Raw genomic sequence first — 23,273 nt, forward strand, 5'->3', positions numbered from 1 at the left:
ACGCAGCGCGCAGCTTGATCGGGACATTTTTCGCTTAATACATTCCAATTTCCCGTCACGATATACTTTGCAGAATGAGAATTAAAAAGATCGAGTTAAAGAACGGTTATAAACGATTTCACCATTTAACCATAGATCTCGGTGATAATCCAAAAAGAATTGTTGCATTGGTTGGCCCTAATGGTTGCGGGAAAAGTAGCGTTCTTGACGGGATACTTTTCCGCAATCACGTACATGAAGTAATTGGTGAAAAGGGCAATAAAGATTATAAATATCATTCGATGCACAAAGCCCCAAACTTTGACTACCAAAACATAGTAATTGATTTCGTCGAAGGATCATTTCAAGACGTTTGGACGGCCAGACAGCGAGATGGAAAGCATAAAACTCTCATTTCATTTAGAAGTCCCTATCGTTACAACAGCAACCTTAACGTAACCGAATCAAGAGCTATCAACGAAATTCGTCTAAATACTTACGGGGCAAGTCTATCCTCTGATTTGGATGACAAGATGGAACAAAATTATAGACGTTTGAATATAAAATACAATAAATATTTGAACGCTCAGGATTGCAAGCCTAGCGAAGCAAAGCAAAAAATAATCGGGGATTTGAATAAGGCAATCCAAAATTGCCTTGATTTGAGCGTCACCAGTATCGGTAATATTGAGGCTTCTGAGGGCACATTATATTTCAGTAAATCCGATCATCCGCGGGAATTTGAATTCAATGTTCTCTCTTCTGGCGAAAAGGAAGTTGTAGATTTATTACTCGATCTGTATTTGAGAAAAGACGATTTTGATGACACAATTTTCCTCATTGACGAGCCAGAGTTACATATCAATACATCAATACAGAAAAAGTTGTTGTTAGAAATTAACAACTTAGTCGGTGACAACTGCCAAATATGGGTAGCAACACACAGCATAGGTTTTTTGCGAGCATTGCAGGATGAATTGAAAAATGAGTGCCAGATAGTTCATTTCCCAGCAGGAGTAAATCTGGCATCAACACCGCAAACGATTACTCCAGCAGTAAAAAGCCGCTCGAAATGGCTTAAAATATTTGAAACAGCACTTGACGACCTAACAGGTCTTGTCAGTCCGAAACGAATTGTTTACTGTGAAGGCAGAGATAGGCCGGGTGCTCATGGACAGGAAAGAGGACTTGATGCGAAAGTCTTCAATAACATTTTTGCTGACAAATACCATGACACCTTGTTTATTTCAAGCGGCGGCAACACAGAACTCGATCAACGTAGCGAAATTGCCATCGCAATTTTAACAAAAGTATTTTCAGAAATTGAGATATTGGTTCTAAAGGATAGGGACATTTCGTCAGGTAAAGAAAACTCGGAGCAAGATAGACAAGTATATCTACAGAATAACCCCCCAAACCACAGGGTTATCAAGCGGTGGGAAATTGAAAACTACCTTTACGATAAGGAAGTTCTGGCTAACTATTGTTCAGCCATTGGGAAGACTTTCAACGAGCCAGAATATGATGAGTTGGTTGCCGACATAGTTAATCAAAATATCAAAGATAAAACTGGTAGGATTAAGTCCATTTGTGGAATTACCACAAGCATCAATCCTGACAATTTCAAGCTCACACTTTCACAATATATGAAGCAAGATATGACTGTCTATTCAGAGTTAGAGAGCTGTATATTTGACAGGGAATGATTGTTTGTTCAGAAGCTATACCCTAATTTTATCAAACGTAGCCAATTAACAGGCTCAAACTGCGTTACAACAAGGTGCTGCACCCGATCGCCTACAGTTCGCTTGTTCCTCGCTCCCTTTCGGCGGCGGGTGAGCTTGGTCGTTATGCCGAACCGATCGCTCCGTTTAAGTTATCTGTTTATAGCAGAGATTAAGCAAGCAAAAATAGTTGGCTTCGTTGTTGAGTTCGGAGAGGTTATCGGCGATCGCCCTCTAAAACACATCAAATCATTTGGGAATATTTGTAGTTGGGTGAAATAGCGATCGCCTAATCGCAAACTTGAGAAGATGATTGTTGAGGCGATCGCCCGTTGTGCAAGATTACCTAGATTTTCTCGAAGAATTAGCAGCCGAGTACAGCAACACACCGTTAAACGCAGCAGACAAAAACTATGCAATGGAGGTAATCAGCGGCCTAGAATCTCAACAGTCATTAGAAGGCAGCCCAGTTAAAAACCCACCGATTCTTACTGCCAATATCACATTTGCTGCCGCCTGTCAAGTTCTGCTCCCCGATGCACCTTGGCGCAAAGATTACATTGACCCCAACCGGATACTGCACCAGCAAATCTCCCCAAAATTTGCCAAATCCGCCGGAAGTCTTTCTTTATTAAAAGATGTGATTGAACGTCCTGTGGCAGTCAAAAATGCCCTAAATACTCAAAGTAATGATTGGTGTCTAGAATGGCAAAATACGCTAAATTCACCGGAATTTATCTCTGGTTTAAAACGGCTGATTTTCACGAGTACGACTCTGAAGTAATCCTCGATACGATCTGGATTGCCAAAGCTAAAGTTTCGCCAGTTAATGTAGGGTGCGTCAAGTAAGATTATTTCCGATGCAAATCAACAATCTCAAAACTGAGGCAACTCGCCAAACGGTGCGTCAGAAATATGCTTTCGGTACAACTTGAAAATCTCAAATCTGACGCACCCTACTAAACATCCCAAGAATTGCCTGTCTTGAACAGGCAGGATGCCTGTTCCACAATTATGGGAGATGTCTACTAGCTAAATCTAAACAGATTGAGCTACATGATGGCGGCTAGTCAACTTATCCAATTGATTCACCAACAAACTTAGGAACAATCCCACATCGGTAACAACTCCAGTAGATTCGATCGAACCCCGATCGCTCAATTTCGTCACCACCGCCGGATTAATGTCCACACAGACCATCTTCACACCCGCCGGCGTCATATTTCCCACACCAATTGAGTGCAGCATAGACGACAGCATTAACACCATATCTGCCCCTCGTAACAGCTCAGTATATTCTTCTTGAGCCTTAACTAAATCCATTTGTGTGTCAGGAAGTGGCCCGTCATCGCGGATCGAACCGGCAAGAGAAAACGGTATATTGTGCTTCACGCACTCATACATCACACCGTTAGTAACCAGGCCTGCTTCAACAGCTTTTGCAATACTCCCGTAACGCCGCACAGTGTTAATTATTTTCAAGTGATGTCGGTGTCCGCCGCGCACAGCAATACCGCGTTTCATGTCAACCCCTAAAGAGGTTCCCATATTTGATTGTTCCATGTCGTGAACTGCGATCGCATTTCCACCTAACAACGCTTGCACGTAACCTTCGCGAATCAAATGCGCTAAATGTTCGCCACCGCCAGTATGGATAACAACAGGCCCCGCCGTAACTACAACTTTGCCACCTCGATCGCGAATTTGGCGCAATTCCCACGCTACTTGTTCCACCACCAATTCGACGCGGCGTTCGCTAGAAACGCTCCCAGACATAAAGCTGAATTCTTGAGAATTGCGCTGTTCCCGCGATTCTGTTTTGCGGATGGTACGGATACCGACTACATCTACAACGACTTTTTCTCCTACTTTTAAGTCGCGCAATAATTTGCATTTAGCCACTGGGCCGTCAGCAGTTTCAGTAATAGCAACTGCTCCATCCATCCGCTGATTTTGCGCTTTCACCCACTGACCATTTACCCGCACTTCTGTGGGATAAATTGTACTCACATAAAAGTCGTCCGGGCCGACACCATCTTGCACTACCGGTTCTAAAATAGCGTCGCAAATCTCTTGTGGTGGCGGTACTGCACCCAAGTCAATCAGCATTCCCATCATTTCTTCCATCACATCGTGGGAAGGAGCCGAAACTTTAACGTCGGCAGATGATGTGCTTTGCCGCTGCTCTCCCAGATTGAAATTGAGGACTTGGAAACTGCCACCGAGATCGACAATTAAGTCTAAAGCGCGGCTGATTAAACCCGCATCGAGCAAGTGACCTTCCATGCGAATTGTGCGGCTTTCTACCATCACGTTTGCCGATCGATCTTCTTGCACCGGTTCCGTTACCCGCAGCGTCAAACACTTACAGGCGCCGCCCGCTTTTAGAAATTCGCTCATCGGCGTTTCAATTACTTGAAAACCAGCCTGAGTAATGCGCGTTTTCAAGGATTCGCTAACCTTGTTCATTACCACAACTTTGTCAATATTGACCGCATTGCAGGCAAAATTGGCGGCATCTGCTTCTTCAATGGCAATGCGTTTTTCCGGCGCCACTCGCATTTCAATTAAGCGGTTGGAGTAGGAGTCAAATGCTGCTGGATAGTAGAGCAAATAGCCGCCTGTCAAGGGACAAAAACAGGTGTCTAGGTGATAGAAACGTTCGTCAACTAAACGCAGCGAAAGCACTTCAATGTTGAGCCATTTTGCTAGTAACGGGTGCGAGTCGAGTTCGGAACGGAAGCCGTATCCGGCCCACAACCAGCGTCCTTCGCGATCGAGTAAAGCATCGCCAGCGCCCTCAAACGGCAAGTCTTTCGGGAGTTCGTGCACGGTGAAACCTTTGCTTTCAAACCATGCTTTGAAATAGGGTTCTTCGCCTTGGCGTTCTTTGTGATAAAAACGGCTGAGGACGAAGGTATTGCCTAAAAGTAAGCCTGCGTTGGCGGTGAAAACCATATCCGGCCAGCCTTTTGCGGGCGGTACCAGGTCTACCACAGCGTTTTCTTTCAGGACGTGGTAAAGTTTTTCCCACTGTTCGACGGCGCGATCGCGCGATGATTTGTGGACATTTCCCTCCATCCACGGATTAATCACGTAATCCACATCGTAGTGGTCGGGAGCACACATGAGGAAGCGAATTGAGTCAGTCATAATTCAGTAAAAATGTGGTAGACGCTACAGCAGACGTATGTTGACAGAGTGTGTATAAGAGCAACTGTAATATTCACTACTAATTTTAGCAGCGTAACGTCTGGAGCCTTTTAAGGCTAACTTTTTATTATATCAGGCTTAGGATGAAATTACACTAAATGACAGACCGTTCGCAGGAAATACTGGAGAAAATGTCAGGTTATGACGCACTCTAAAATAGGTTCTGAGAGACGATTAATATGATCTCCGTTGAATGGCCCCCACTCTTACGGTCGGGGCGGGTTTAGGCTCATCTCTGGCTTATGTTATAGATTGTTGGTGAACCGGCCCCTACAAGAATTAGGGTTAATTTACCCTCCATGATTTAACAGCTTATCTTAACTTTTAACTTTCAAATTTTGCGAAATCGGCAGTTCGATCGCAAATTCTGTTCCCCGGCCAACTTCTGAATGACACTCCAACTTACCGCCGTGGGTGTCTTTAACAATTTGGTAACTAATCGACAACCCCAAACCAGTGCCGGTGCCGATCGGTTTGGTAGTAAAAAACGGGTCAAACATCCTTGACTGAACTTCGGGAGGGATACCGGGCCCGCTGTCAAAAATCCGCACACACACTTGATTTTCGCTGCTGACTTCAGTAACAATGCGAATCTGGTTAACTTTGCAAGTACAGTTTGCTGATGACTCTTCCACAGCGTCGATCGCATTCACCAGCAAATTCATAAATACCTGGTTTAATTGAGCCGGATAACACTCGACTTTGGGCAGATTCCCGTAATTTTTAATAACTTGAATCTCCCGACGTTTTTGCTGTGACTGGAATCGGTGCTGCAAAATCACCAAAGTGCTCTCTATCCCTTCATGAATGTCTATTACTTTGCGATCTGTTTCGTCGAGTCTCGAAAAGTTTCTCAAAGACAGCACTATCTGCTTAATTCGGTTAGCACCTTCTTGCATTGAAGCCATGATTTTCGGGAAATCGCCCGCAATAAAATCCACCTCGACTTCTGCCAATTCTTGGGCTATTTCGGGAACTGGTTGGGGATAGTATTGCTGGTAGAGATCGATCAATTTTACCAAATCGCGAGCGTACTGTGCGGCGGGAATAATATTGCCGTAGATGAAGCTGATGGGGTTATTAATTTCATGGGCTACTCCCGCTACCATTTGCCCGATACTTGACATTTTTTCGGCTTGAATAAGCTGAGATTGAGCCTTTTTCAAGTCTGCCAGAGTTTGTTCTAACTGTTGCGCTTTTTCTCGTTCTCGCTGTTCGCTAAATTGCAACTCTACTTCTGCTTGTTTGCGATCGCTAATATCAATATGTGTGCCCGTCATCCGCAAAGGATTTCCCGAAGCGTCGTGTTCCATCACCTTCGCTTGAGCTAAAATCCACTTCCACTCGCCGGATTTTGTCAGCATCCTAAATTCCACTTCGTAAGTAGGATTTTTGCCTTCTAGGTGAGCATTTAGCGCTCCTTTAGCCGGAGACAAATCCTCTGGATGTACCAGTTGCTCCCAGGATGCAAAACTATTTTCTACCTCCTCTACTTCATATCCCAGCATCATTTTCCACCGTGGATTAAAATAGACTTCTCCCGTGGCAAGATTCCAATCCCACAATCCCATCGCACTGCCTTCAAAGGCCAGATAAAAACGTTCTTCGCTAATTTGCAAAGCTGCTTCGGCTTGTTTGCGATCGCTAATATCCATCACTGTTCCCAACAGTTTGATTACTTCCCCTGTTTCACTAAAAACAGCTTCTCCCCTTCCTTCGAGGTATATAATTTGACCGCTAGGATGCAAAAATCGGAACTCTCTTTTGTAGGAAATTCCTTGTGAGATAGTCAGGCTGACTGTTTGTTGAAATACTTCTCTGTCGTCGGGATGACACATCTTTAAAAGTTGGGCTGATGTCGGTTCCGTTGCACTTGAGTCAAGACCAAAAATGCGGAATACTTCTTCTGACCAAGTAATTTTATTTGTGACTAAATCAAATTCCCAACTGCCGATATGGGCAATTTTCTGGGCTGCTGCTAGACTAGCTTCGCTCTGCTGAAGTTTAAGTCGCTGTTGTTTATCTTGCTCCAGAAGATTTGCTTGAGCGATCGCAATTCCCATCTGTGCCGCCACAGCGCTCAATAATCTGATCTCATCCTGCGCCCAGTTGCGGGGGCGATCGTACTGATGCAAGCATATCATTCCGTTGGCTTTTCCCTGGTAGGAAGTGCGGATGGATATCATCGATTTCAGACCTATTTGACAGCACAAATCTCGGACGTTTTCTAGCAGCGGTTCGGAAAAAACATCGTCAGAAACTACAGCTTGATCTTGGGACAATAAAAACTGAACGTGAGGATTGCCCTGTATGGGACTTGCTAAATCTAAAAGCGATTTGGATGCGGTTTTGCTGTACTCAGCGACATTAACAATTCTGGGACTTGGCTGTTCTGTGTAGGTGTGAATTAAGCAGCAATCGGCATTAAAAATTCGACCTATTTGGGCACTCGCTGTTTGAAAAACTTGAGCTGGATTTAAGCTGTATCGAATTTCGAGAGTAATTGTTTCTAGCAGAAATCTTTGTTTGATTTGCCGTTCCAAAGCAGCTATAGCTGTTTTAAGTTCGAGTTCTGCTTGTTTGCGATCGCTAATTTCAGTAGCCGTTCCCAAAATTTTCCACGGTTTGTCGTCGGCTGTTCTGGCAAACACTGTATCCACGCTAACAAACCAGCGATATTCACCATTTTTGTGTTGAATTCGGTACTCAAACTCAAAGCTTTCACCGTCTTTTGCTGCGTCAATCCTGCTCAGGTGTTCTGAGAATCCTGGCAAATCGTCAGGGTGTATTAAGTTAGGAAGAAATCCTCCTGCCATTTGCTGGATTTCATCAAGGGTGTAGCCAATATCACTATAAATTTCGCGGTTGATATACAGAGTTCGCTGTTCTATCAAATCGGAAACGTACAAAAGATTAGGATGTGTTTGAATTACTGCCGACAGCCAGCGTTGGCTGTCTCGGAGTTCTGCTTCGATCCGCTTGCGTTCTTCTATTTCTGCTTGCAGCCGCGCATTTTGTGCTAAAATTTGTTTATAAAGACGGCTCAGAAGCAGTTGATTTTCGACACGGCTCACCACTTCTTCTGTTTGAAATGGTTTACTAATGTAGTCTACCCCCCCCACCGAAAAAGCTTTGACTTTATCAAATACTTCATTTAAAGAGCTAATAAAAATCACAGGAATATCTTTGGTTTGCGGACAAGCTTTTAGCTGTTCGCAGACTTCATAGCCATCCATACCGGGCATCATGATGTCCAGCAAAATCAAATCTGGTGGACTCGACAGAGCAAAGTTAAGAGCCAATTTGCCATCTCGTGTCGGTCGCACTTTATATCCCCGCTTAGACAAAATCCGGGATAAAAGTCGCAAGCTTTCTGGATGGTCGTCCACCATTAAAATATTTTCTTGTAAGACAGTGTTTTGAAGTCTAACTGTTTCTAGTCTTGGATTTTTATCGTCAGTTGTATTCACAGCAAACCCTCAAACTATTCAAGTTGTATATGTGGGACTATTTTTAAAGTCCTTAACCGCTTGTAGCTAACACTCTCAGGTAAACCAGCACAACTCTTGGTTCTCTAGCACACTCCTAAATTATTGGTCATTATATCAAAAGTAATGCTCGTTATAAAATGTTGGTAGCTCAAATTATCGGAGCCGAGTGAGAAAACAGCCTACATTCCTCAAATCACAGGCTAAGCAAGTAATTTTGATTAAAGGTAAAACTAAAAGTTTTACAATTTTTATAACCCGGTTTTGCCTCCCTTTAGCGGGTGGCTGTGTATTGTGTTTTGTCAGTAGATATCCACACTCCAAAGGTTAATTAAAACAGGCCGGAACATGGGTGTCAACTTAAGACTAAAATTCTGTGTTTTTCTGGTTTGTATCCAAGTCTTGAATTCCCTAAATCCCTTCTTAAGCAGCGCTAGGGCAGTGTAGGCATAATTGTCAAACAGTATACCGTTACTAATTATGAGCTTAAGTTGACACCAATGGGCCCTGAAAAACTCCTACAATATCTTATACTTTATTTGCGCTGTTGGGCTGATTTATGGTATCTTTGTCTCGGTCTGCAATTCCCCGCAAGCGGCGTACACGGCTTTCACGTTATACCAATTCAGAAAAATCCGAGCAATTTCTAAAGCTAGCTGGGGCTTGCCTTGGTCAATCAACCACTGCAAAAAAGGAGTCATCGTTCGCTCGTTAAGCATCCCACCTAATGATAAAACTCCCCACAGGATTTGGTGCAAAACAGTCATTTGAATCATCATCCGTACTTCCCAACTTGGGTGTTTTTGATAAAACAAAACTCCCATTCTACCGCGCTGAATTTCTCGGTCAATCATGCCCGGAATTTGCTCTAAACTAAAAGGTGGATGCCAGTGATAGCCGACAGCAGCCGGACATTTAATGAGTTTCAAACCTAATTTTTTTAACCTGACACCCAATTCTAAATCTTCCCATCCGTACAGTTGAAAGCGAGTGTCAAAAAGTCCAGCAGCCTGCAGCCAGCGGCGGGCGATCGCCACATTTCCCGTAGCAAAATAAGCCGCCGAAAAATCGGTAATTTTGTAAGGTTCCGAAGTAGGATTCTCGAAATTGCAAGTATTAATCACGCTGCCGTAAGTAAAAACAGCATCAGTATCTTTGTAACCCTGTAGCAAAGCATCCGCGTGTGCTTGCAAAAAATGCTCTGTTACCACCAAATCGCTGTCAATAAAAATAATCGTATCGCCCTTAGCATCTTCAACGCCCAAATTCCGGGCAGCGGCGGGGCCTTGGTGAGATTGACAGATCGATCGCACATGAGGCAACAAGTCAGCATTTGCGGCCAACCACTCCAGCGTCCCGTCCGTCGATCCGTCGTCCACGACAATTACTTCATACTCTCTGACAATCTCACCGAACTGCTGATTTTCCAAAGCCAGTAGACATTTTGCCAAAATCGGTTTACGATTATACGTCGGAATCACAACACTAAAAAACACGGCTTTTCCCCATCGCCACAGTTACCGTATCCCACGGTAGCAGATTTTCCGCAGCAACTCCCCCGGTAAATAGCCAAGTTTAGCAAAAAAAGAATATATAAATCTGTACTATTTCTGACAAGAATCGATCTCAATTAGGTGCATAATGAAAAGTCGGTTAAATATCACATCTTGCACCATTCTCCAGAACAGGCAAGATGCCTGTTCCACAAACATTTAATTTTCTTGTGGGGCAGGCATCTTACACCATTCTCTCGAACAGGCAAGATGCCTGTTCCACAAAAATGATATTTTTTTGTGGGGAGTAGGGGTTGGGAATCTTGCCCGCCCTGAAAAGCTTAGTGACAGTGGTGCAAGATGTCAGTTAAATTCAGGATGTAAAGAGCAATGAGTCGCGCTAAAAAAGTTGTGCTAGCATATTCGGGCGGAGTCGATACCTCCGTCTGCATTCCTTACCTCAAAAACGAGTGGGGTGTTGAAGAAGTAATTACTCTGGCTGCGGATTTGGGACAGGGAGACGAATTAGAACCGATCCGCAAAAAAGCTTTAGCATCCGGTGCTTCGGAATCTTTAGTTATTGATGCTACCGAAGAATTTGTCAAAGACTATGCGTTTCCAGCGATTCAAGCTAACGCACTTTACGAAAACCGTTATCCCCTTTCGACTGCCCTCGCTCGCCCGCTGATTGCTAAATTGTTAGTAGAAGCGGCGGAAAAATACGGTGCAGATGCGATCGCCCACGGTTGCACAGGTAAAGGAAACGATCAGGTGCGGTTCGATGTGTCGATCGGCGCGCTCAACCCCAAGATTAAAATCTTAGCACCAGCGCGGGAGTGGAAAATGAGCCGCGAGGAAACGATCGCATACGGCGAGAAATGCGGCATTCCGTCGCCGGTGAAAAAGTCTTCGCCTTACAGTATCGATCGCAACTTATTGGGAATGGCAATTGAAGCCGGAATCCTCGAAGATCCTTGGGCGGAACCGCCAGAGGAAGTTTATTTGATGACAAAGGCGATCGAACAAACTCCCGACACACCCGAATACATAGAAATCGGTTTCGATTGCGGAAATCCTGTCACTTTAAACGGCAAAAATTTATCACCAGTCGCCTTAATTTCCCAACTAAACGAAATAGTTGGAAACCACGGAGTCGGTCGGATTGACATGATTGAAAACCGCCTCGTCGGGATTAAATCGCGGGAAATTTACGAAACACCAGCGATTTTAGTTTTGATGCACGCGCACCGAGACTTAGAAAGTTTGACACTGACAGCAGATGTGACGCGATACAAGCGAGGCATCGAAGAAACCTACAGCCAAATGATTTATAACGGTCTTTGGTACAATCCTTTGAAAACAGCTTTAGACGCATTTATTCAGGACACGCAAAAGCGAGTAACTGGAACCGTGCGCCTCAAACTGTTCAAAGGAAATGCGACAATTGTCGGCCGCAAATCTGAAAATTCTCTGTACAGTTTCGACTTAGCAACCTACGGCGCAGAGGACGAATTCGATCACAAAGCTGCCGAAGGATTTGTCTATGTTTGGGGACTACCAACCCGCATTTGGTCGGAGAAAAATAGAGGTTACAAATAGGATGGAATTAGGGTTAAAAACCTGATGTTAAGCCGCCGATTAGTGGAATTAAAGTAGGGTGTACATGGCGCACCTTATTTGCCGCAGTCGCCCAACCTGTGCCAATTACCTAAGTTAGGAGTTAGTAAGATACAGTAATAATTGGTAATTGGTAATTGGTTGTTTTCCTAATAATTTGTTAAATTGTCTTCAGACAAATTTAGCTTTGAGGCAGGGGTTTAAACCCCTGCCAGATTACTGTCAAGTCGAGATTTTCGCCTGCTTTCTACCTTCCGATTACAGCCTCGGATCGACAGGTTCGCTCTCCATCGCTAAAACTCCGAAAACGCACTCGTGAACTCGTCTCAGTGGAGCACCCGCAACAAATCTCTCCAATGCTTCTACACCCAGAGCAAACTCTCGCAACGCTAAAGAACGCTTGCCGGAAAGTCCGCGCGATCGCAACTTTTCTAAATGTTCCGGCAAAGAATATTCCAGACCGTAAATAATTCGCAAATACTCTTTACCGCGACATTTCACTGCAGGCTGTACGAGTCCTTTGCTATTTTTCACAATAAAATCCAGTGGTTTAACAACCATTCCTTCGCCTCCCGCTGCCGTCAGTTTTTCCCACCATTGAATCCCTGCGGATCTGCTGTCAAAATCGGCAATTTCAACTATTTTGTATTCAGTAGCTAACAGAAATTCAGGGTCAGCTTTACAAATTTGTGAAATCTGTTCCATGTGCCAACAGTGATTTTTGTCAGTGTGAACTGTTCCCTCGGTTGCCAAGATGTGGAAAGGCGCTAATTTGAGGTCCAACAGCGATTTCACTGGCCAGCAGTAGCGCTGATAGGCCTTAACATAGCGATCGGCTAGTTCGGCTCGCTCTTGGTAGCTAGTCAGCAAAGAATTAATTTCAACTCCCCGCTGGTTTGCCTGTTCTAAGTTCTTAATCGCCTCCGCAAACCCGTGACGAGATGCTGTTCCCACGGCGGCGTATTGCTCTTTTAATAAACCTTGAGCTTTGGCTGACCAAGGCATTAATTCGCAGTCCAAACACACCCAATCGGTTTGAAAATTATCCCAAAAATTGCTCGCCGTGAGAGCGACATTTACCCGCGCTAAAAATTCTCTTTCTAAGGTAGAATTATCAAAAAAATGCCGTCCCGTGCGGGTGTAGCAAATGCCGATACTCTCGCTGAGAATGCCAAAGCGGCGTAAAGCTGCCGGTGCGTCGCGGCAAACAATCGCAACTGCACGGGAACCCATGTGCTTTTCTTCGCACACAACTGTCGATATGCCCTGCTGTTGGTAGTAGCTAAATGCTTCGGCTGGATGTTCTAAAAGTCCTGGTTCGTTGGAGGTAGCGGCGGGAGACATTGTGGGCGGCAAATAAATCAGCCATTTGGGATTGGCTGCAAACCGACTCATTACTTCTAGGGCTGCGATCGCATTTTCTTCTTTAATCGTAATGTTACTTTGCAGGCGAGTTGAAATAATGCGTTTTCCGAGTACGTCGCTAATGTCGAGTACGTCATCAAACTGCTGTTGGGCGGTGAGATTCACTGCGGCCAAACCGCTATCGATCGCGGGTGAATTCATGTCTCTATTGTTAAGTGAAGTTGGGCTGTCTTGAAAAGCGATCGGTTTGGCAGGTTCGCAGTAAATTCTAGCAGCAGGAACGCTGATAAATTCTCTTTCGGGATACCGCAAAGCTGTTAGTTGGCCCCCGAAAACGCAGCCGGTGTCAATATCAACAGTATTGTTCAACCATTCTGTTTCGGGAACGGGGGTGTGTCCGTAAACAACCGCTGCCTGACCTCGATATTCGGCGGCCCAATTGTAGCGGACGGGCAAGCCGAATTCATCGATTTCGCCAGTTGTTTCTCCGTACAAGGCGAAATCTCGAATGCGGCGCGATGCGCGTCCCTGAAATTCAGCTTTCATCCCGGCGTGGGCGACGACTAATTTTCCGCCATCAAGGACATAATGCCCGATCAAACTATCTAGAAACTGGCGGATTTCTCGTACTGCTGATTCGCGCGATTCATCCGGTAAAGCGTCAATTTCTGCTAATGTTTGTTCGAGTCCGTGGTTGATTTTGACATTTTTGCCGTTGAGTTTTCGCAGCAGTTTGATGTCGTGATTTCCAGGTACGCACAAAGCTGTTTCTGCGAGTACCATGTTTCGCACGAGTTTGAGGGTGTCGAGAATGCGCGGGCCCCGATCGACCAAATCGCCCAAAAACACGGCTTTACGGCCCTCCGGGTGCGCGTAGGTGGGAAAATTCCCCAAATCGGATTCGCTGGATTTTTCGATAATTTGATAGCCCAACTGTTGCAGCAATTGCTCTAATTCGTCGCAGCATCCGTGAACGTCGCCGATGATGTCAAAAGGGCCGCAGTCGCCTTTGCGATTGTTCCACAGCGGTTGTCTCTCGACTTCCACCGCGTCAATTTCCTCTGGGGAACGAAGGACGTAAACGTAGCGAAATCCTTCCCTATCTAGAGATTTGAGCGATCGCTTTAAATTCTGAACGTGCCGCCGAACTACATGATTTCCAAAATTGCGGTTTGCACGTTGTTGATTGCGATCGGCACACAATTTTTCTGGTAAATATAGCACAATAGCAACCAAAAAGCAATGGTATTTTCGGGCTAATTCTAACAAAGGTTTGCGGCTTTCCGGCTGAACGTTTGTGGCATCAATCACAGTTAGCTTACCCGCAGCCAGACGTTTAGCAGCGATTAAATGCAATACTTCAAAAGCATCAGCGGTGGCCGCTTGATTGTTTTCGTCGTCGGAAACCAAGCCGCGGCAGTAATCCGAGGAAATGATTTCTGTAGGTAGGAAATGCTGCCGCGCAAAGGTGGATTTGCCGGAACCGGATGCACCAATGAGAACGACTAGGGATAGTTCTGGAAGCGTAATTTTCATTTAATATTATTATTCAGCAAACATCTGTACCAAAGTATCTAAAACTGCTTTTTGTTCGTCAGCGCTGATTTTATTGCCACTCAACCTCCTCCCACTCAGTAGTGGTGACATCATCAAGAAGGACATCATCATGTTGCTCTGCCATTTTTGCGAACGCTTCCTCCCAGCCGGCACGCGGTTTTATGGCTGCACGAATGACGATCCGATCGCCGTGAACTTCGATTTCTACTGCTTCGCTAATACCAATTTGCTCTAACAAAGATTTGGGAATGCGAATGCCCTGAGAATTGTCAATTTCAACGATCTGGGTTTGAATAGATTTACTCATAGCGGAAGCCTGCTTTTTTCCAAGTTTAACTATATTGTAAGCACAAACAGACTGTCAGTATTATTTTCACTGGGCGAATATTGCCATTTGCGTAGGCGAACCTACTTCTAAATCTTCAGTTCCCACACAACGAAACTCTACCCCACAGCCAAACCGTTCGGCAACCCCTTTCGCCCAAGTTTGAAATTCGGCCCTTGTCCACTCAAAGCGGTGATCCCGGTGGCGAAATTTGCCTGCAGGCAAGTTTTGAAACCGAACATTATATTCAATATTTGGAGTTGTGACGATCGCACTTTTGGGTCGGATAAATTCAAACAAAACCCGCTCAAAAGCAGCTAACCTTTCTAAATCCAGATGTTCGATCACTTCAATTACCGCAGCCGCATCAAAACCAGTCAAGCGGCTGTCCCGATAAATCAGCGAACTTTGAATTAGTTGAATCCGAGATTGCTGTGCGGGAGACAATCGATCGATTTGCAAACGTTCCCTGGCAATTTCCAATGCCCGAAAGGACACATCCACGCCTGTAATTTGTTCGATCGAGCTTTCTTTCAAAAGCAGTTTCAGCAGTTTTCCCTCACCGCAGCCCAAATCTACCACTCGCTTAGCACCACTTTGCTTTAAAACCTCCGTCACAGCTTCCAAACGCTCTTGATTCAAGCTAATTCGCTGTTCTAAAACTTCCTCTTCTTGCTGATAAGAAACTTCGAGATCCTCAGGGTCGATATTATCTGCTTCTGCTAACTGTGCCACAGCAATTCGCGTCAGACGGCGCTGGCGTTTCAGATAGCGGTTGGCAATTTGTTCGCGGGCGGGATGCGCGTTCAACCAACCTTCGCCGTGATGCAATAATTTCTCGATTTCATCATCGCCTACCCAATAATGTTTGTCGTCATCCAACACGGGAATTAGCACGTAAAGATGGCTTAACAAATCCGCCAAACGAACTGTATTTTGCAGTTCCACAGAAAAGTAAGGACTCGCGCCCCACTCGGGAAATTGCTCGTCAAGAATCAGGGGTTTTGCTGCGACTTGATAGCCCAGCGGCTCAAACATTTGTCGCAGGAACTTCTCGCCACCGCGACAGGGCAAAACCGACAGATTAACTGTCAAAGGAAGGGGGGTTTCTGCGAGTTCTGGGCGGTCTTTGCAGCGACCGGATAGAGCTGTACTAAAGACTTTGGCGAGGGCGACAGACAGAAAAGATGAGGCAACGTAGGGGCGATCGTTCACGTATTGTTCGAGGGGGCGATCGCCCGATTTCGACTTGCCCCGCACCAAACCAACCGGATCGACATCTAAGAGTAAAGCCGCCGTGCACCTTTCTGCATTTGCCTCTGGATAAAACACGCTGGCTTGCCCGAAAGTCATCGGAAAACATTGATGGCGATCGGGATGTTTGTGCAGCAAATAACCTAAATCTGTAGCAGGAGCGCGAGTTGTAGAAATGGTTAATAACATAATATTAGGAATTGGGCATCGGGAATCGGGCATTGGGCATCGGGAATCGGGCATTGGGCATCGGGCATTGGGCATTGGGCATTGGGCATTGGGCATCGGGCATTGGGCATTGGGAATCGGGCATCGGGCATCGGGCATCGGGCATCGGGCATTGGGCATTGGACATCGGGCATCGGGCATTGGTTATTGGTAGTTCCTCACAAATAACAAATAACAAATAACTACTCACTGTCGATAATTAATCCGTGTATCCGTGTCAAAATCAGTGTCGTGCCTTCTTTTTTTTTGCTGCCTCTCACTGAAATTTCTGTTTTTCCACACTTCCCAAATCCAACTTAGCCCCCAACTCTTCCTTAATCCGATTTAAAATAGAAAAATGTAGGTTGGGTTGAGGTCACGAACCCTTCTTCCTTCTTCCTTCTTCCTTCTTCCTTCTTCCTTCTTCCTTCTTCCTTCTTCTCTCAAATCCAACTTAGCCCGCAACTCTTCCTTAATCCGATTTAAATAGGACTTACGCATTGACAAAATAACCAAATAGTGCATTGATAAAGAGGTAACGTCTACGAACGGGTATCGGACAATCAGAAAAATAACTAAAACCTCGACAGCGCAATGCAATCTAGACCTTTACACCTTATTTTTACTCTCAGAGCCAAAGTTTGGGGGGTGCAATAGGTTAGCAGAGATATTAGGAGACGTTTCCCATGATAGCGTCAATCGCTTTTTATTGAGAGAGCGATATGAACCGAAAGATTTATTCAAGATAATCGAGAAAATTATTAACTTGGTAGGAGGAATACTAAGTGTAGACGATACAGTTATAGAAAAGATTTATAGCGACCCCAAAAATGCCGAGTTAATTAGTTATTTTTGGTCAGGAAAAGCCCATAAAACAATTATTGGCTTAAATTTAATCACTCTATATTACAGCGATATTAATGGGAATTCAGTGCCAATCAATTATAGAATCTATGACAAAAAGGAGGGGAAAACAAAAAACGATTATTTTAGAGAGATGGTAAGCGAAATAATAAGCTGGGGAGTCAAGCCAAGAATAGTGACCGGAGATAGTTGGTATTCAGGAGTAGAAAACTTAAAATTTCTAAGAAACCAGGAACTGGGTTTTCTATTCGGAATTGAAAAAAACAGGATTGTCTCAAAGGAGCCGCAAAAGTATTGCCCGGTAAGGACTTTAGAGATTGCCGATGAAGGATTAGTGACTCATCTGAAAGAATTTGGGTTTATAAAATTGTTTAGGAAAGACTTTAAAAAAGAAGACTCTAGACATTATATTTTATATCTGCCAGGGCCAGAAAAGGTCAAAGAGACAACCCGAAGTGAATTTATCACAATTCACGATCTTCATTGGGGCATTGAAACCTTTCATAGAGCTATAAAACAAGTCTGTGGAATTTGTCGGTTCATGGTCAGAGATACTCAGGCGATCAAGACTCACATATTTTGCTCACTTCACGCATTTATTAAATTGGAGTTGATGCGCTCTCAAAAGATAATTAGCAGTTGGTATGAAGTCCAAAGGAATCTATTCACTTTAGTTGTCCGTGACCATATTTTGGCGAACCTTAGCAATGATGTTATAGTCTAGAATACATAGACAATGTTTTTTGTCAATGCGTAAGTCCTATTAAAATAGAAAAATGTAGGTTGGGTTGAGGTCACGAACCCTACCTACTTCTTCCTTCTTCCTTCCTTCTTCCTTCTTCCTTCTTCCTTCTTCCTTCGTCTCTCAAATCCAACTTAGCCCGCAACTCCTCCTTAATCCGATTTAAAATAGACTCCTCATCCAAAGAAGACAAAATCTTGCTCACAACAGCCTTTGGCCCATCATCTCCCCAAGAAGCACCATTAGCCAAATAAGCCTTAGTAACTTGACCGATTCCGTAGGAAGAAACCCCCGCGATCGCAGCTTGCGTCACCGCCACAGACAAATAAGGCGCTAAAGCCAAACCCCCCGTCGCTGGCGTCGCCAAACCCAGCAATCCTTTCACAGAACTCAAACCAAAATTAGCCAACAATTCACCTGCAGTAATTCCCCCCATACTAATCGCAATCTTTTGCAGCAATTCCACCGCGCCCGCTTCCGTCATCGCAATGCCGTAAACTTTAGATAAAGTTAATATCATTACCACATCAATTACCGCACCGCTAAGAATATCAACTACAGTAATTGGATTAAGTGCGATCGCCACAGCTTTAGTCATTACCCCGTTCCAGATAATTCGATTAGCCGCGTCATCTCGAATCTCCATTTTTCGCTGCACCAACTGCTCGTTAATATCCCCCGCACAGAGCATCGTATTCAGCGCGACCAAAGATTTGCCTTCCCGGTCTAAAATCTCCAAAATCTTTAATTTTAAATCTTGCACTTGTGGCAAACTGCGAGTCATTTGCACGCCCATACTTCCGTCGGGACGGCGCACCGCCCTCGCCGTCAAAGGCGAAGCCGCCGCCATCACAATTTCATCGGGAGACAACAATTCTCTCACGCGATCGTCTCGAATTTTATGATAAATTGCCAGCCTGTCTGCATCAGGATACTGGTCAATTTTATTAAACACTAATAACATCGGTTTCCCGGCTTCCCGCAACTGCGAAAGTGCTGCGTATTCCACCTTCGTAATGTCGCCAGCAACTACAAACAAAATCAAATCAGCTTGTTGAGCAACGCGACGCGCCAACATTTCGCGAGTTTCGCCGTCTACTTCATCTATTCCCGGAGTATCGATTAATTCTACTTGCGACAAACGGTAAATAACTGGCGAAAGTCGTAGCGTAGCGGGGCGTAAGCTATCGGGCAAATTCTCATCAATTCCCTCTCCGACATCCCACTGCCCGATAGTCGTCGTGCGAGTCACCCCGTGAGTCGGGCCAGTTTCAAACACATTTTGACCTAGCAGCGCGTTCAAAACCGAAGATTTTCCCCTTCCCACCATCCCAAACACAGCTATTTGCACGCAAGCGCGCTCTAGCTTGTCGAGCATTTTCTCCAACCCGCCAATTTCCGGTTCCAGTCCAGTTCGCTCTTGAACTGTCAAGTCGAGATTTTCTACTATATCTCGCAGAGCATCTTTAGCGTGGCGCAGGTTGAGTTCTGCCTGAATGTCTGCGAAGCTTAAAATTGTGTCATCTAATTCGCGATCGACATTTGAAAAATCCGAGGCTTCAGTCATTGTTCCCTTATTTTATAGTTCTGTTTTGTTTAAAGTTTCAGCCAATACAATGCTATTCTAGCTTTCTCTGTCTGCTTTGTACAGATATCTCAAATCTCTCTCTGTGAACTCTGTGTACTCTGTGGTTAAAGAATTCCGAACCAATCTTATTTTTTTTTAAGGATCGATGACTAAATTAATCAAAATAGCCAGTTATCCATTTTTTTTCCGAATCCCAATTTTCCTGTTAGCTTTATTATCAATCTGGTTGCCCCTAGCAGCACCAATTTACTTGTTAGTTAAAGATAGCAACCTTGCAACTATTCTCACTATGGCGCTGTTGTTTACAGAGTTTCTCTTTTTGGTGCGGATCTGGGGAAAACAGGTTTACGGACAAACCCAATTACTCAAAAGTTACGGTTTAATCAATACGCGAAAAAACGGTCTTGAGCTTTTAATCGGATTGGCGATCGGGCTTGTGCTCACTTTCAGCTTATTTGCGGTGCAAGGGCTGTTCGGCTTAGTCGCGTGGCAAAATTCTGATAATTTGCCTAGAATCATCGCAGAAGGGCTGTTAAGCGCCCTTGGAGTCGGTTTTGCGGAGGAGTTGGTATTCCGTGGTTGGTTGCTGGACGAGTTGCAGCGGGATTACAATTATAGAATATCTCTGTGGGCGAATAGCCTGGTGTTTGCCCTATCTCATTTTATCAAACCTGTCGCCGCCATGCTGCGGAGTTGGCCGCAGTTTCCGGGGTTGTTGTTGCTGGGTTTGATTCTGGTTTGGGGAAAAAGATCGCGCCAAAATCGCCTCGGTTTGTCGATCGGGCTTCATGCAGGTTTAGTCTGGGGATATTACATTATTAACATCGGGCAGTTAGTGCGATATTCGGCATCTGTTCCCGAGTGGGTGACAGGAGTTAACGGCAATCCGCTAGCTGGGGCGATCGGGCTGTTGTTTTTGAGCGTATTGGCTGTGGGAATGCGAAAAATGTCCCAACAGTCCAAAGGTTTGTAATATATCCATCAGGTGCGTCGCTATGAGATTGTTGGTATTTAGTTAGGAATTTATCGCAGGCGACACACCCTACAACTACTGCTGTTTTAGCAAAGGCCTTATCAGATTAAATTGATATTTAGAGATTATTTAGGTTAGAAATTATTTCTTGAGAACGCTTGATCGCAATAGTAGCAATCGCAGATAATAAGGGAAAATTATCGTCATAGTCTGCTTGATTTCGATATCGGCGAAGCACTGCTAAATTATCGGCGATTAATTGATATCTTGAGTCAGGATTAATATCAAATTCTTGCCAAACATAGCGGTGAATATCGCTTGTTTTTGACAGGGAATGACCTTGTTTATCTCGCAAATAGTTCCGCGCTAAGATAAAAGCAGCATAATAGGAACGACTGATAGCATCCCTCAATCGCGCATCCTGTTCAGCAGGAATAGTTGCTTGACCAGCAAGTTCTTTTGCTAAATTTAGGTATTGCGACCAATCAAAACTCATCAGTATATTCCAAAATTGTATAAAAATGCTCCCGAATTTCATGGGATAATCCCCTAGACCAATTTTTACGCAATTCATCTTCTCTATCCATTGCTTCATCGGGATCGAGGTCTGTCAAGATGATTGAGAGAACCAGATGAACATAGTTAGGAATTTCGGGGTCATTGATGACTTGAAGTAATAGTTTTTGTTCGGGAAAATAATTGCTAATCTGAACGGGTGCTTCTAGCAAAACGGGAAGTAAAAACGGATATTGGTTAATAAATTCAATAACTTCTGTTTTGTCTCGGAAAATGTATGATTTTTCTAGGGTTTCGATGTCTGATTGGGAAATGAGGAAAGGCCCGACTCTTGGTGCTGATATCTTGTCTAAAATTAAGGATGCTATGGCATTTTGTTCTGCTTCGGGTAGTTGAGAGACGGTGGCAAAAGTTTCTGCTAATAGGTTATTCATTTTGTAAATCTCCTATGCGACTATTCGTGAGAAAAATCAATATTTCTAATTATAATCTGTTCGGCGGTGAATCTGACAAAAAAAATAGTTTACTACGCTGGAACCCATCCTAAATCAGCACCAACTCCTCCGTAAATAAACCAGACTATTTCAGCCGACTTGTCTATACAGAAAGCATTGACACAATGACAGTGATTTTCCCAAACAGAACTTACGCACAGGTGGCCAGAAACCGGGTTTTTTGAGGATATCCTTCGCTGTACTCCACAGAAAGAGTAAAAAACCCGGTTTCTTTGTCGGGAGTGCATCCACGAGTGCAAAAAAAAATCGAGTCACCAGAGGCGACCAAAAAAGTGAAAAAGAAAAAAGAGTAAAGAGCAAAAGGGCAAAATAGCAAAGAAGAGTCCTCGCGGAAAAAACTAGGACGACGAAGAAACCGAAGCAACCGCTACGCGAAAACCCCTGCGCCTCCACTTGCCGTCCGGCGAGTTGAAGTTACGATAGGCACTACGGCAATAGACCGCAGATTCGTACCAGGAACCACCACGCAGCACCGGGTAATTACTATCTCCACCACTTTCCCAGGCACTTCCATCAGTCGGCGCACCTTGATAATAAAAGTGCGAAATATCTTGACACCATTCCCAGACATTCCCGTGCATATCGTAAAGTCCAAAGCTATTAGGCGGAAAACTACCCACAACAGTTGTTTTTTCACGATAGATTCCCTTCGGTGCAGAACCGTAGGAAGAATTCCCGTCATAATTAACTAAATCCGGGGTAACTGTGTCCCCAAAATGAAATGGAGTAGTTGTCCCAGCCCGACAAGCATATTCCCACTCCGCCTCACTAGGAAGGCGATAGCTTCTACCCGTCTTCTGAGATAATCTGGCACAAAATTCAACAGCATCATTCCAAGAAACCTTTTCTACAGGCAGGTTTTTACCCTTGAAGCGAGAAGGGTCAGGATTAAGGTCATACTGAATTTTGGGCAGATTAGCTACTGCTGCCCACTGTGCTTGAGTAATCGGGTATTTCCCCATCAGAAACGGTTTGATTGTCACCTGATGTTGAGGTCTTTCATTGTCATCGCTTTCTGCTTCACTTGCAGGTGCACCCATTTTGAAGTTGCCTTTGGGGATAGAAACCATTTCTAAAGTAACGCCATTGGCGATAGTTTCTGTAAAAACCTGTGCTTGACTTTGGCTGCGCTTGATGATTTGCCCCTTTGAATTCACTGTCACCGTTTCAAAGTGAACTGTTTTTAGGGGATTGGACAATACTTTTACAGGTTGAGGCGATTTGTTCCCCAAACTTTGATACACAGTTGGTGTTGGTGGCGGTGGTGTTGGAGGCGGCGACAAAGATAAAATTGCTTGCAATGCTTGCTCTGCATTTTGATAACGCTGACTGAAGTGGTCGCGCACCATTTTATCTAACACATTTGCTAAATTATTACTAACTTGCGCTTGATTTCGCCAAATAATTTCTCCCGTCTGCGGATCTTCTGGTAAGGTATGAGGAGGTTGACCAGTCAATGCTTGAATCCCAATCATCCCCACTGCATAAATATCGCTACACAGTTTAGGTTTGCCCTTCGCTTGTTCGCTGGGCATATAACCCGAAGTACCAATGCCAACGGTGAAGCTACTTTGTCCTTGAGCATTAACAACCATTGTGCTAATTTCCTTGACCGCCCCGAAATCAATTAAGATAATTTTACCATCTTGGCGGCGCATTAAATTAGCAGGTTTCAAGTCGCGATGAATCACATTTTGCTGATGAACAATGGCTAAAACTTCTAAGATATCGTGCAATAATTTAATAGTATGGGATTCACTTGATTTTTTACCTATATAGGACTTACGCATTGACAAAATAACCAAATAGTGCATTGATAAAGAGGGAACGTCTACTAACGGGTATCAGACAAT

17 protein-coding genes are annotated in these 23,273 nt (G+C 44.4%); 6 read left to right on the plus strand and 11 right to left on the minus strand.

The annotated features are described in order from the left end of the window. Positions 1 to 74: 74 nt before the first annotated feature. Positions 75 to 1,685 carry an AAA family ATPase gene (locus QUB06_RS06375; RefSeq protein WP_333434572.1) on the plus strand — a complete coding sequence of 537 codons (1,611 nt, stop codon included), beginning with the start codon at positions 75 to 77 and terminating at the stop codon, positions 1,683 to 1,685. A gap of 352 nt (positions 1,686 to 2,037) precedes the next feature. Then, positions 2,038 to 2,487, plus strand: a complete 450-nt coding sequence (locus tag QUB06_RS06380; RefSeq protein WP_333434573.1) for a hypothetical protein — start codon at positions 2,038 to 2,040, stop codon at positions 2,485 to 2,487. A gap of 254 nt (positions 2,488 to 2,741) precedes the next feature. Here QUB06_RS06380 and argZ read toward each other — a convergent pair whose 3' ends face one another. The 3 genes from argZ to QUB06_RS06395 form a co-directional block, all read right to left on the minus strand. After that, the gene (gene argZ, locus QUB06_RS06385; RefSeq protein ID WP_333434574.1) at positions 2,742 to 4,856 is read right to left on the minus strand and encodes a bifunctional arginine dihydrolase/ornithine cyclodeaminase; all 2,115 of its coding nucleotides are present in this window, start codon (positions 4,854 to 4,856) and stop codon (positions 2,742 to 2,744) included. Positions 4,857 to 5,233: 377 nt separating this feature from the next. Beyond that, complete coding sequence (locus tag QUB06_RS06390) at positions 5,234 to 8,386, minus strand: PAS domain-containing protein (protein ID WP_333434575.1); 3,153 nt, start codon at positions 8,384 to 8,386, stop codon at positions 5,234 to 5,236. A gap of 575 nt (positions 8,387 to 8,961) precedes the next feature. Further along, entirely contained in the window at positions 8,962 to 9,900 is a 939-nt protein-coding gene (locus QUB06_RS06395; RefSeq protein WP_333434577.1) for a glycosyltransferase family A protein, read from the minus strand. Between the two features lie 387 nt (positions 9,901 to 10,287). Here QUB06_RS06395 and QUB06_RS06400 point away from each other — a divergent pair, with 387 nt between their 5' ends. After that, positions 10,288 to 11,496 carry an argininosuccinate synthase gene (locus QUB06_RS06400; protein ID WP_333434578.1) on the plus strand — a complete coding sequence of 403 codons (1,209 nt, stop codon included), beginning with the start codon at positions 10,288 to 10,290 and terminating at the stop codon, positions 11,494 to 11,496. A 276-nt stretch (positions 11,497 to 11,772) separates the two neighbouring features. Here QUB06_RS06400 and QUB06_RS06405 read toward each other — a convergent pair whose 3' ends face one another. From QUB06_RS06405 to QUB06_RS06415, 3 genes are all read right to left on the minus strand, one after another. Then, positions 11,773 to 14,415 carry a polynucleotide kinase-phosphatase gene (locus QUB06_RS06405; RefSeq protein WP_333434579.1) on the minus strand — a complete coding sequence of 881 codons (2,643 nt, stop codon included), beginning with the start codon at positions 14,413 to 14,415 and terminating at the stop codon, positions 11,773 to 11,775. A gap of 70 nt (positions 14,416 to 14,485) precedes the next feature. Further along, positions 14,486 to 14,743, minus strand: coding sequence for an AbrB/MazE/SpoVT family DNA-binding domain-containing protein (locus QUB06_RS06410; protein WP_333434580.1), 258 nt, complete (start codon positions 14,741 to 14,743; stop codon positions 14,486 to 14,488). A 66-nt stretch (positions 14,744 to 14,809) separates the two neighbouring features. After that, on the minus strand, positions 14,810 to 16,204 hold the full coding sequence (locus tag QUB06_RS06415; protein ID WP_333434581.1) for a 3' terminal RNA ribose 2'-O-methyltransferase Hen1: 1,395 nt from the start codon (positions 16,202 to 16,204) through the stop codon (positions 14,810 to 14,812). Between QUB06_RS06415 and QUB06_RS06420 the strand changes: the two genes are divergently transcribed. Further along, positions 16,191 to 16,397 (plus strand): hypothetical protein, encoded by a 207-nt coding sequence (locus QUB06_RS06420; RefSeq protein ID WP_333434582.1) that lies wholly within the window; start codon positions 16,191 to 16,193, stop codon positions 16,395 to 16,397. The two genes, QUB06_RS06415 and QUB06_RS06420, sit on opposite strands and share 14 nt — an antisense overlap. 170 nt (positions 16,398 to 16,567) lie before the next feature. Here the strand turns inward: QUB06_RS06420 and QUB06_RS06425 are convergent, their stop codons facing one another. Next, on the minus strand, positions 16,568 to 16,723 hold the full coding sequence (locus QUB06_RS06425; RefSeq protein WP_333434583.1) for a hypothetical protein: 156 nt from the start codon (positions 16,721 to 16,723) through the stop codon (positions 16,568 to 16,570). Positions 16,724 to 16,784: 61 nt separating this feature from the next. On the opposite strand from QUB06_RS06425, the gene QUB06_RS06430 reads away from it, so the two are divergent. Continuing rightward, positions 16,785 to 17,810, plus strand: a complete 1,026-nt coding sequence (locus tag QUB06_RS06430) for an IS701 family transposase (protein ID WP_333434591.1) — start codon at positions 16,785 to 16,787, stop codon at positions 17,808 to 17,810. Between the two features lie 79 nt (positions 17,811 to 17,889). Here the strand turns inward: QUB06_RS06430 and QUB06_RS06435 are convergent, their stop codons facing one another. Beyond that, on the minus strand, positions 17,890 to 19,395 hold the full coding sequence (locus QUB06_RS06435) for a GTP-binding protein (RefSeq protein WP_333434584.1): 1,506 nt from the start codon (positions 19,393 to 19,395) through the stop codon (positions 17,890 to 17,892). A 166-nt stretch (positions 19,396 to 19,561) separates the two neighbouring features. On the opposite strand from QUB06_RS06435, the gene QUB06_RS06440 reads away from it, so the two are divergent. Continuing rightward, a complete protein-coding gene (locus QUB06_RS06440; protein ID WP_333434585.1) occupies positions 19,562 to 20,389 on the plus strand; it encodes a type II CAAX endopeptidase family protein in 828 nt (275 codons plus the stop codon). Positions 20,390 to 20,507: 118 nt separating this feature from the next. Here QUB06_RS06440 and QUB06_RS06445 read toward each other — a convergent pair whose 3' ends face one another. From QUB06_RS06445 to QUB06_RS06455, 3 genes are all read right to left on the minus strand, one after another. Continuing rightward, complete coding sequence (locus QUB06_RS06445; protein WP_333434586.1) at positions 20,508 to 20,885, minus strand: HEPN domain-containing protein; 378 nt, start codon at positions 20,883 to 20,885, stop codon at positions 20,508 to 20,510. After that, a complete protein-coding gene (locus QUB06_RS06450) occupies positions 20,875 to 21,339 on the minus strand; it encodes a hypothetical protein (RefSeq protein WP_333434587.1) in 465 nt (154 codons plus the stop codon). The genes QUB06_RS06445 and QUB06_RS06450 overlap by 11 nt, the downstream gene beginning before the upstream one ends. Positions 21,340 to 21,758: 419 nt before the next feature. After that, a complete protein-coding gene (locus tag QUB06_RS06455; RefSeq protein ID WP_333434588.1) occupies positions 21,759 to 23,210 on the minus strand; it encodes an SUMF1/EgtB/PvdO family nonheme iron enzyme in 1,452 nt (483 codons plus the stop codon). Positions 23,211 to 23,273 lie beyond the last annotated feature (63 nt).

It is taken from the genome of Microcoleus sp. D2_18a_D3 (assembly GCF_036702455.1).
In the GTDB taxonomy this organism is placed as follows: Bacteria; Cyanobacteriota; Cyanobacteriia; order Cyanobacteriales; family Microcoleaceae; genus Microcoleus.

Coding starts and splice junctions, on each gene's coding strand:
- QUB06_RS06375 (WP_333434572.1), top strand. CDS start 75: ATGAGAATTAAAAAGATCGAGTTAAAGAACGGTTATAAACGATTTCAC.
- argZ (WP_333434574.1), bottom strand. CDS start 4,856: ATGACTGACTCAATTCGCTTCCTCATGTGTGCTCCCGACCACTACGAT.
- QUB06_RS06400 (WP_333434578.1), top strand. CDS start 10,288: ATGAGTCGCGCTAAAAAAGTTGTGCTAGCATATTCGGGCGGAGTCGAT.
- QUB06_RS06405 (WP_333434579.1), bottom strand. CDS start 14,415: ATGAAAATTACGCTTCCAGAACTATCCCTAGTCGTTCTCATTGGTGCA.
- QUB06_RS06410 (WP_333434580.1), bottom strand. CDS start 14,743: ATGAGTAAATCTATTCAAACCCAGATCGTTGAAATTGACAATTCTCAG.
- QUB06_RS06420 (WP_333434582.1), top strand. CDS start 16,191: ATGGTTAATAACATAATATTAGGAATTGGGCATCGGGAATCGGGCATT.
- QUB06_RS06415 (WP_333434581.1), bottom strand. CDS start 16,204: ATGTTATTAACCATTTCTACAACTCGCGCTCCTGCTACAGATTTAGGT.
- QUB06_RS06425 (WP_333434583.1), bottom strand. CDS start 16,723: ATGCGTAAGTCCTATTTAAATCGGATTAAGGAAGAGTTGCGGGCTAAG.
- QUB06_RS06435 (WP_333434584.1), bottom strand. CDS start 19,395: ATGACTGAAGCCTCGGATTTTTCAAATGTCGATCGCGAATTAGATGAC.
- QUB06_RS06440 (WP_333434585.1), top strand. CDS start 19,562: ATGACTAAATTAATCAAAATAGCCAGTTATCCATTTTTTTTCCGAATC.
- QUB06_RS06445 (WP_333434586.1), bottom strand. CDS start 20,885: ATGAGTTTTGATTGGTCGCAATACCTAAATTTAGCAAAAGAACTTGCT.
- QUB06_RS06450 (WP_333434587.1), bottom strand. CDS start 21,339: ATGAATAACCTATTAGCAGAAACTTTTGCCACCGTCTCTCAACTACCC.
- QUB06_RS06455 (WP_333434588.1), bottom strand. CDS start 23,210: ATGCGTAAGTCCTATATAGGTAAAAAATCAAGTGAATCCCATACTATT.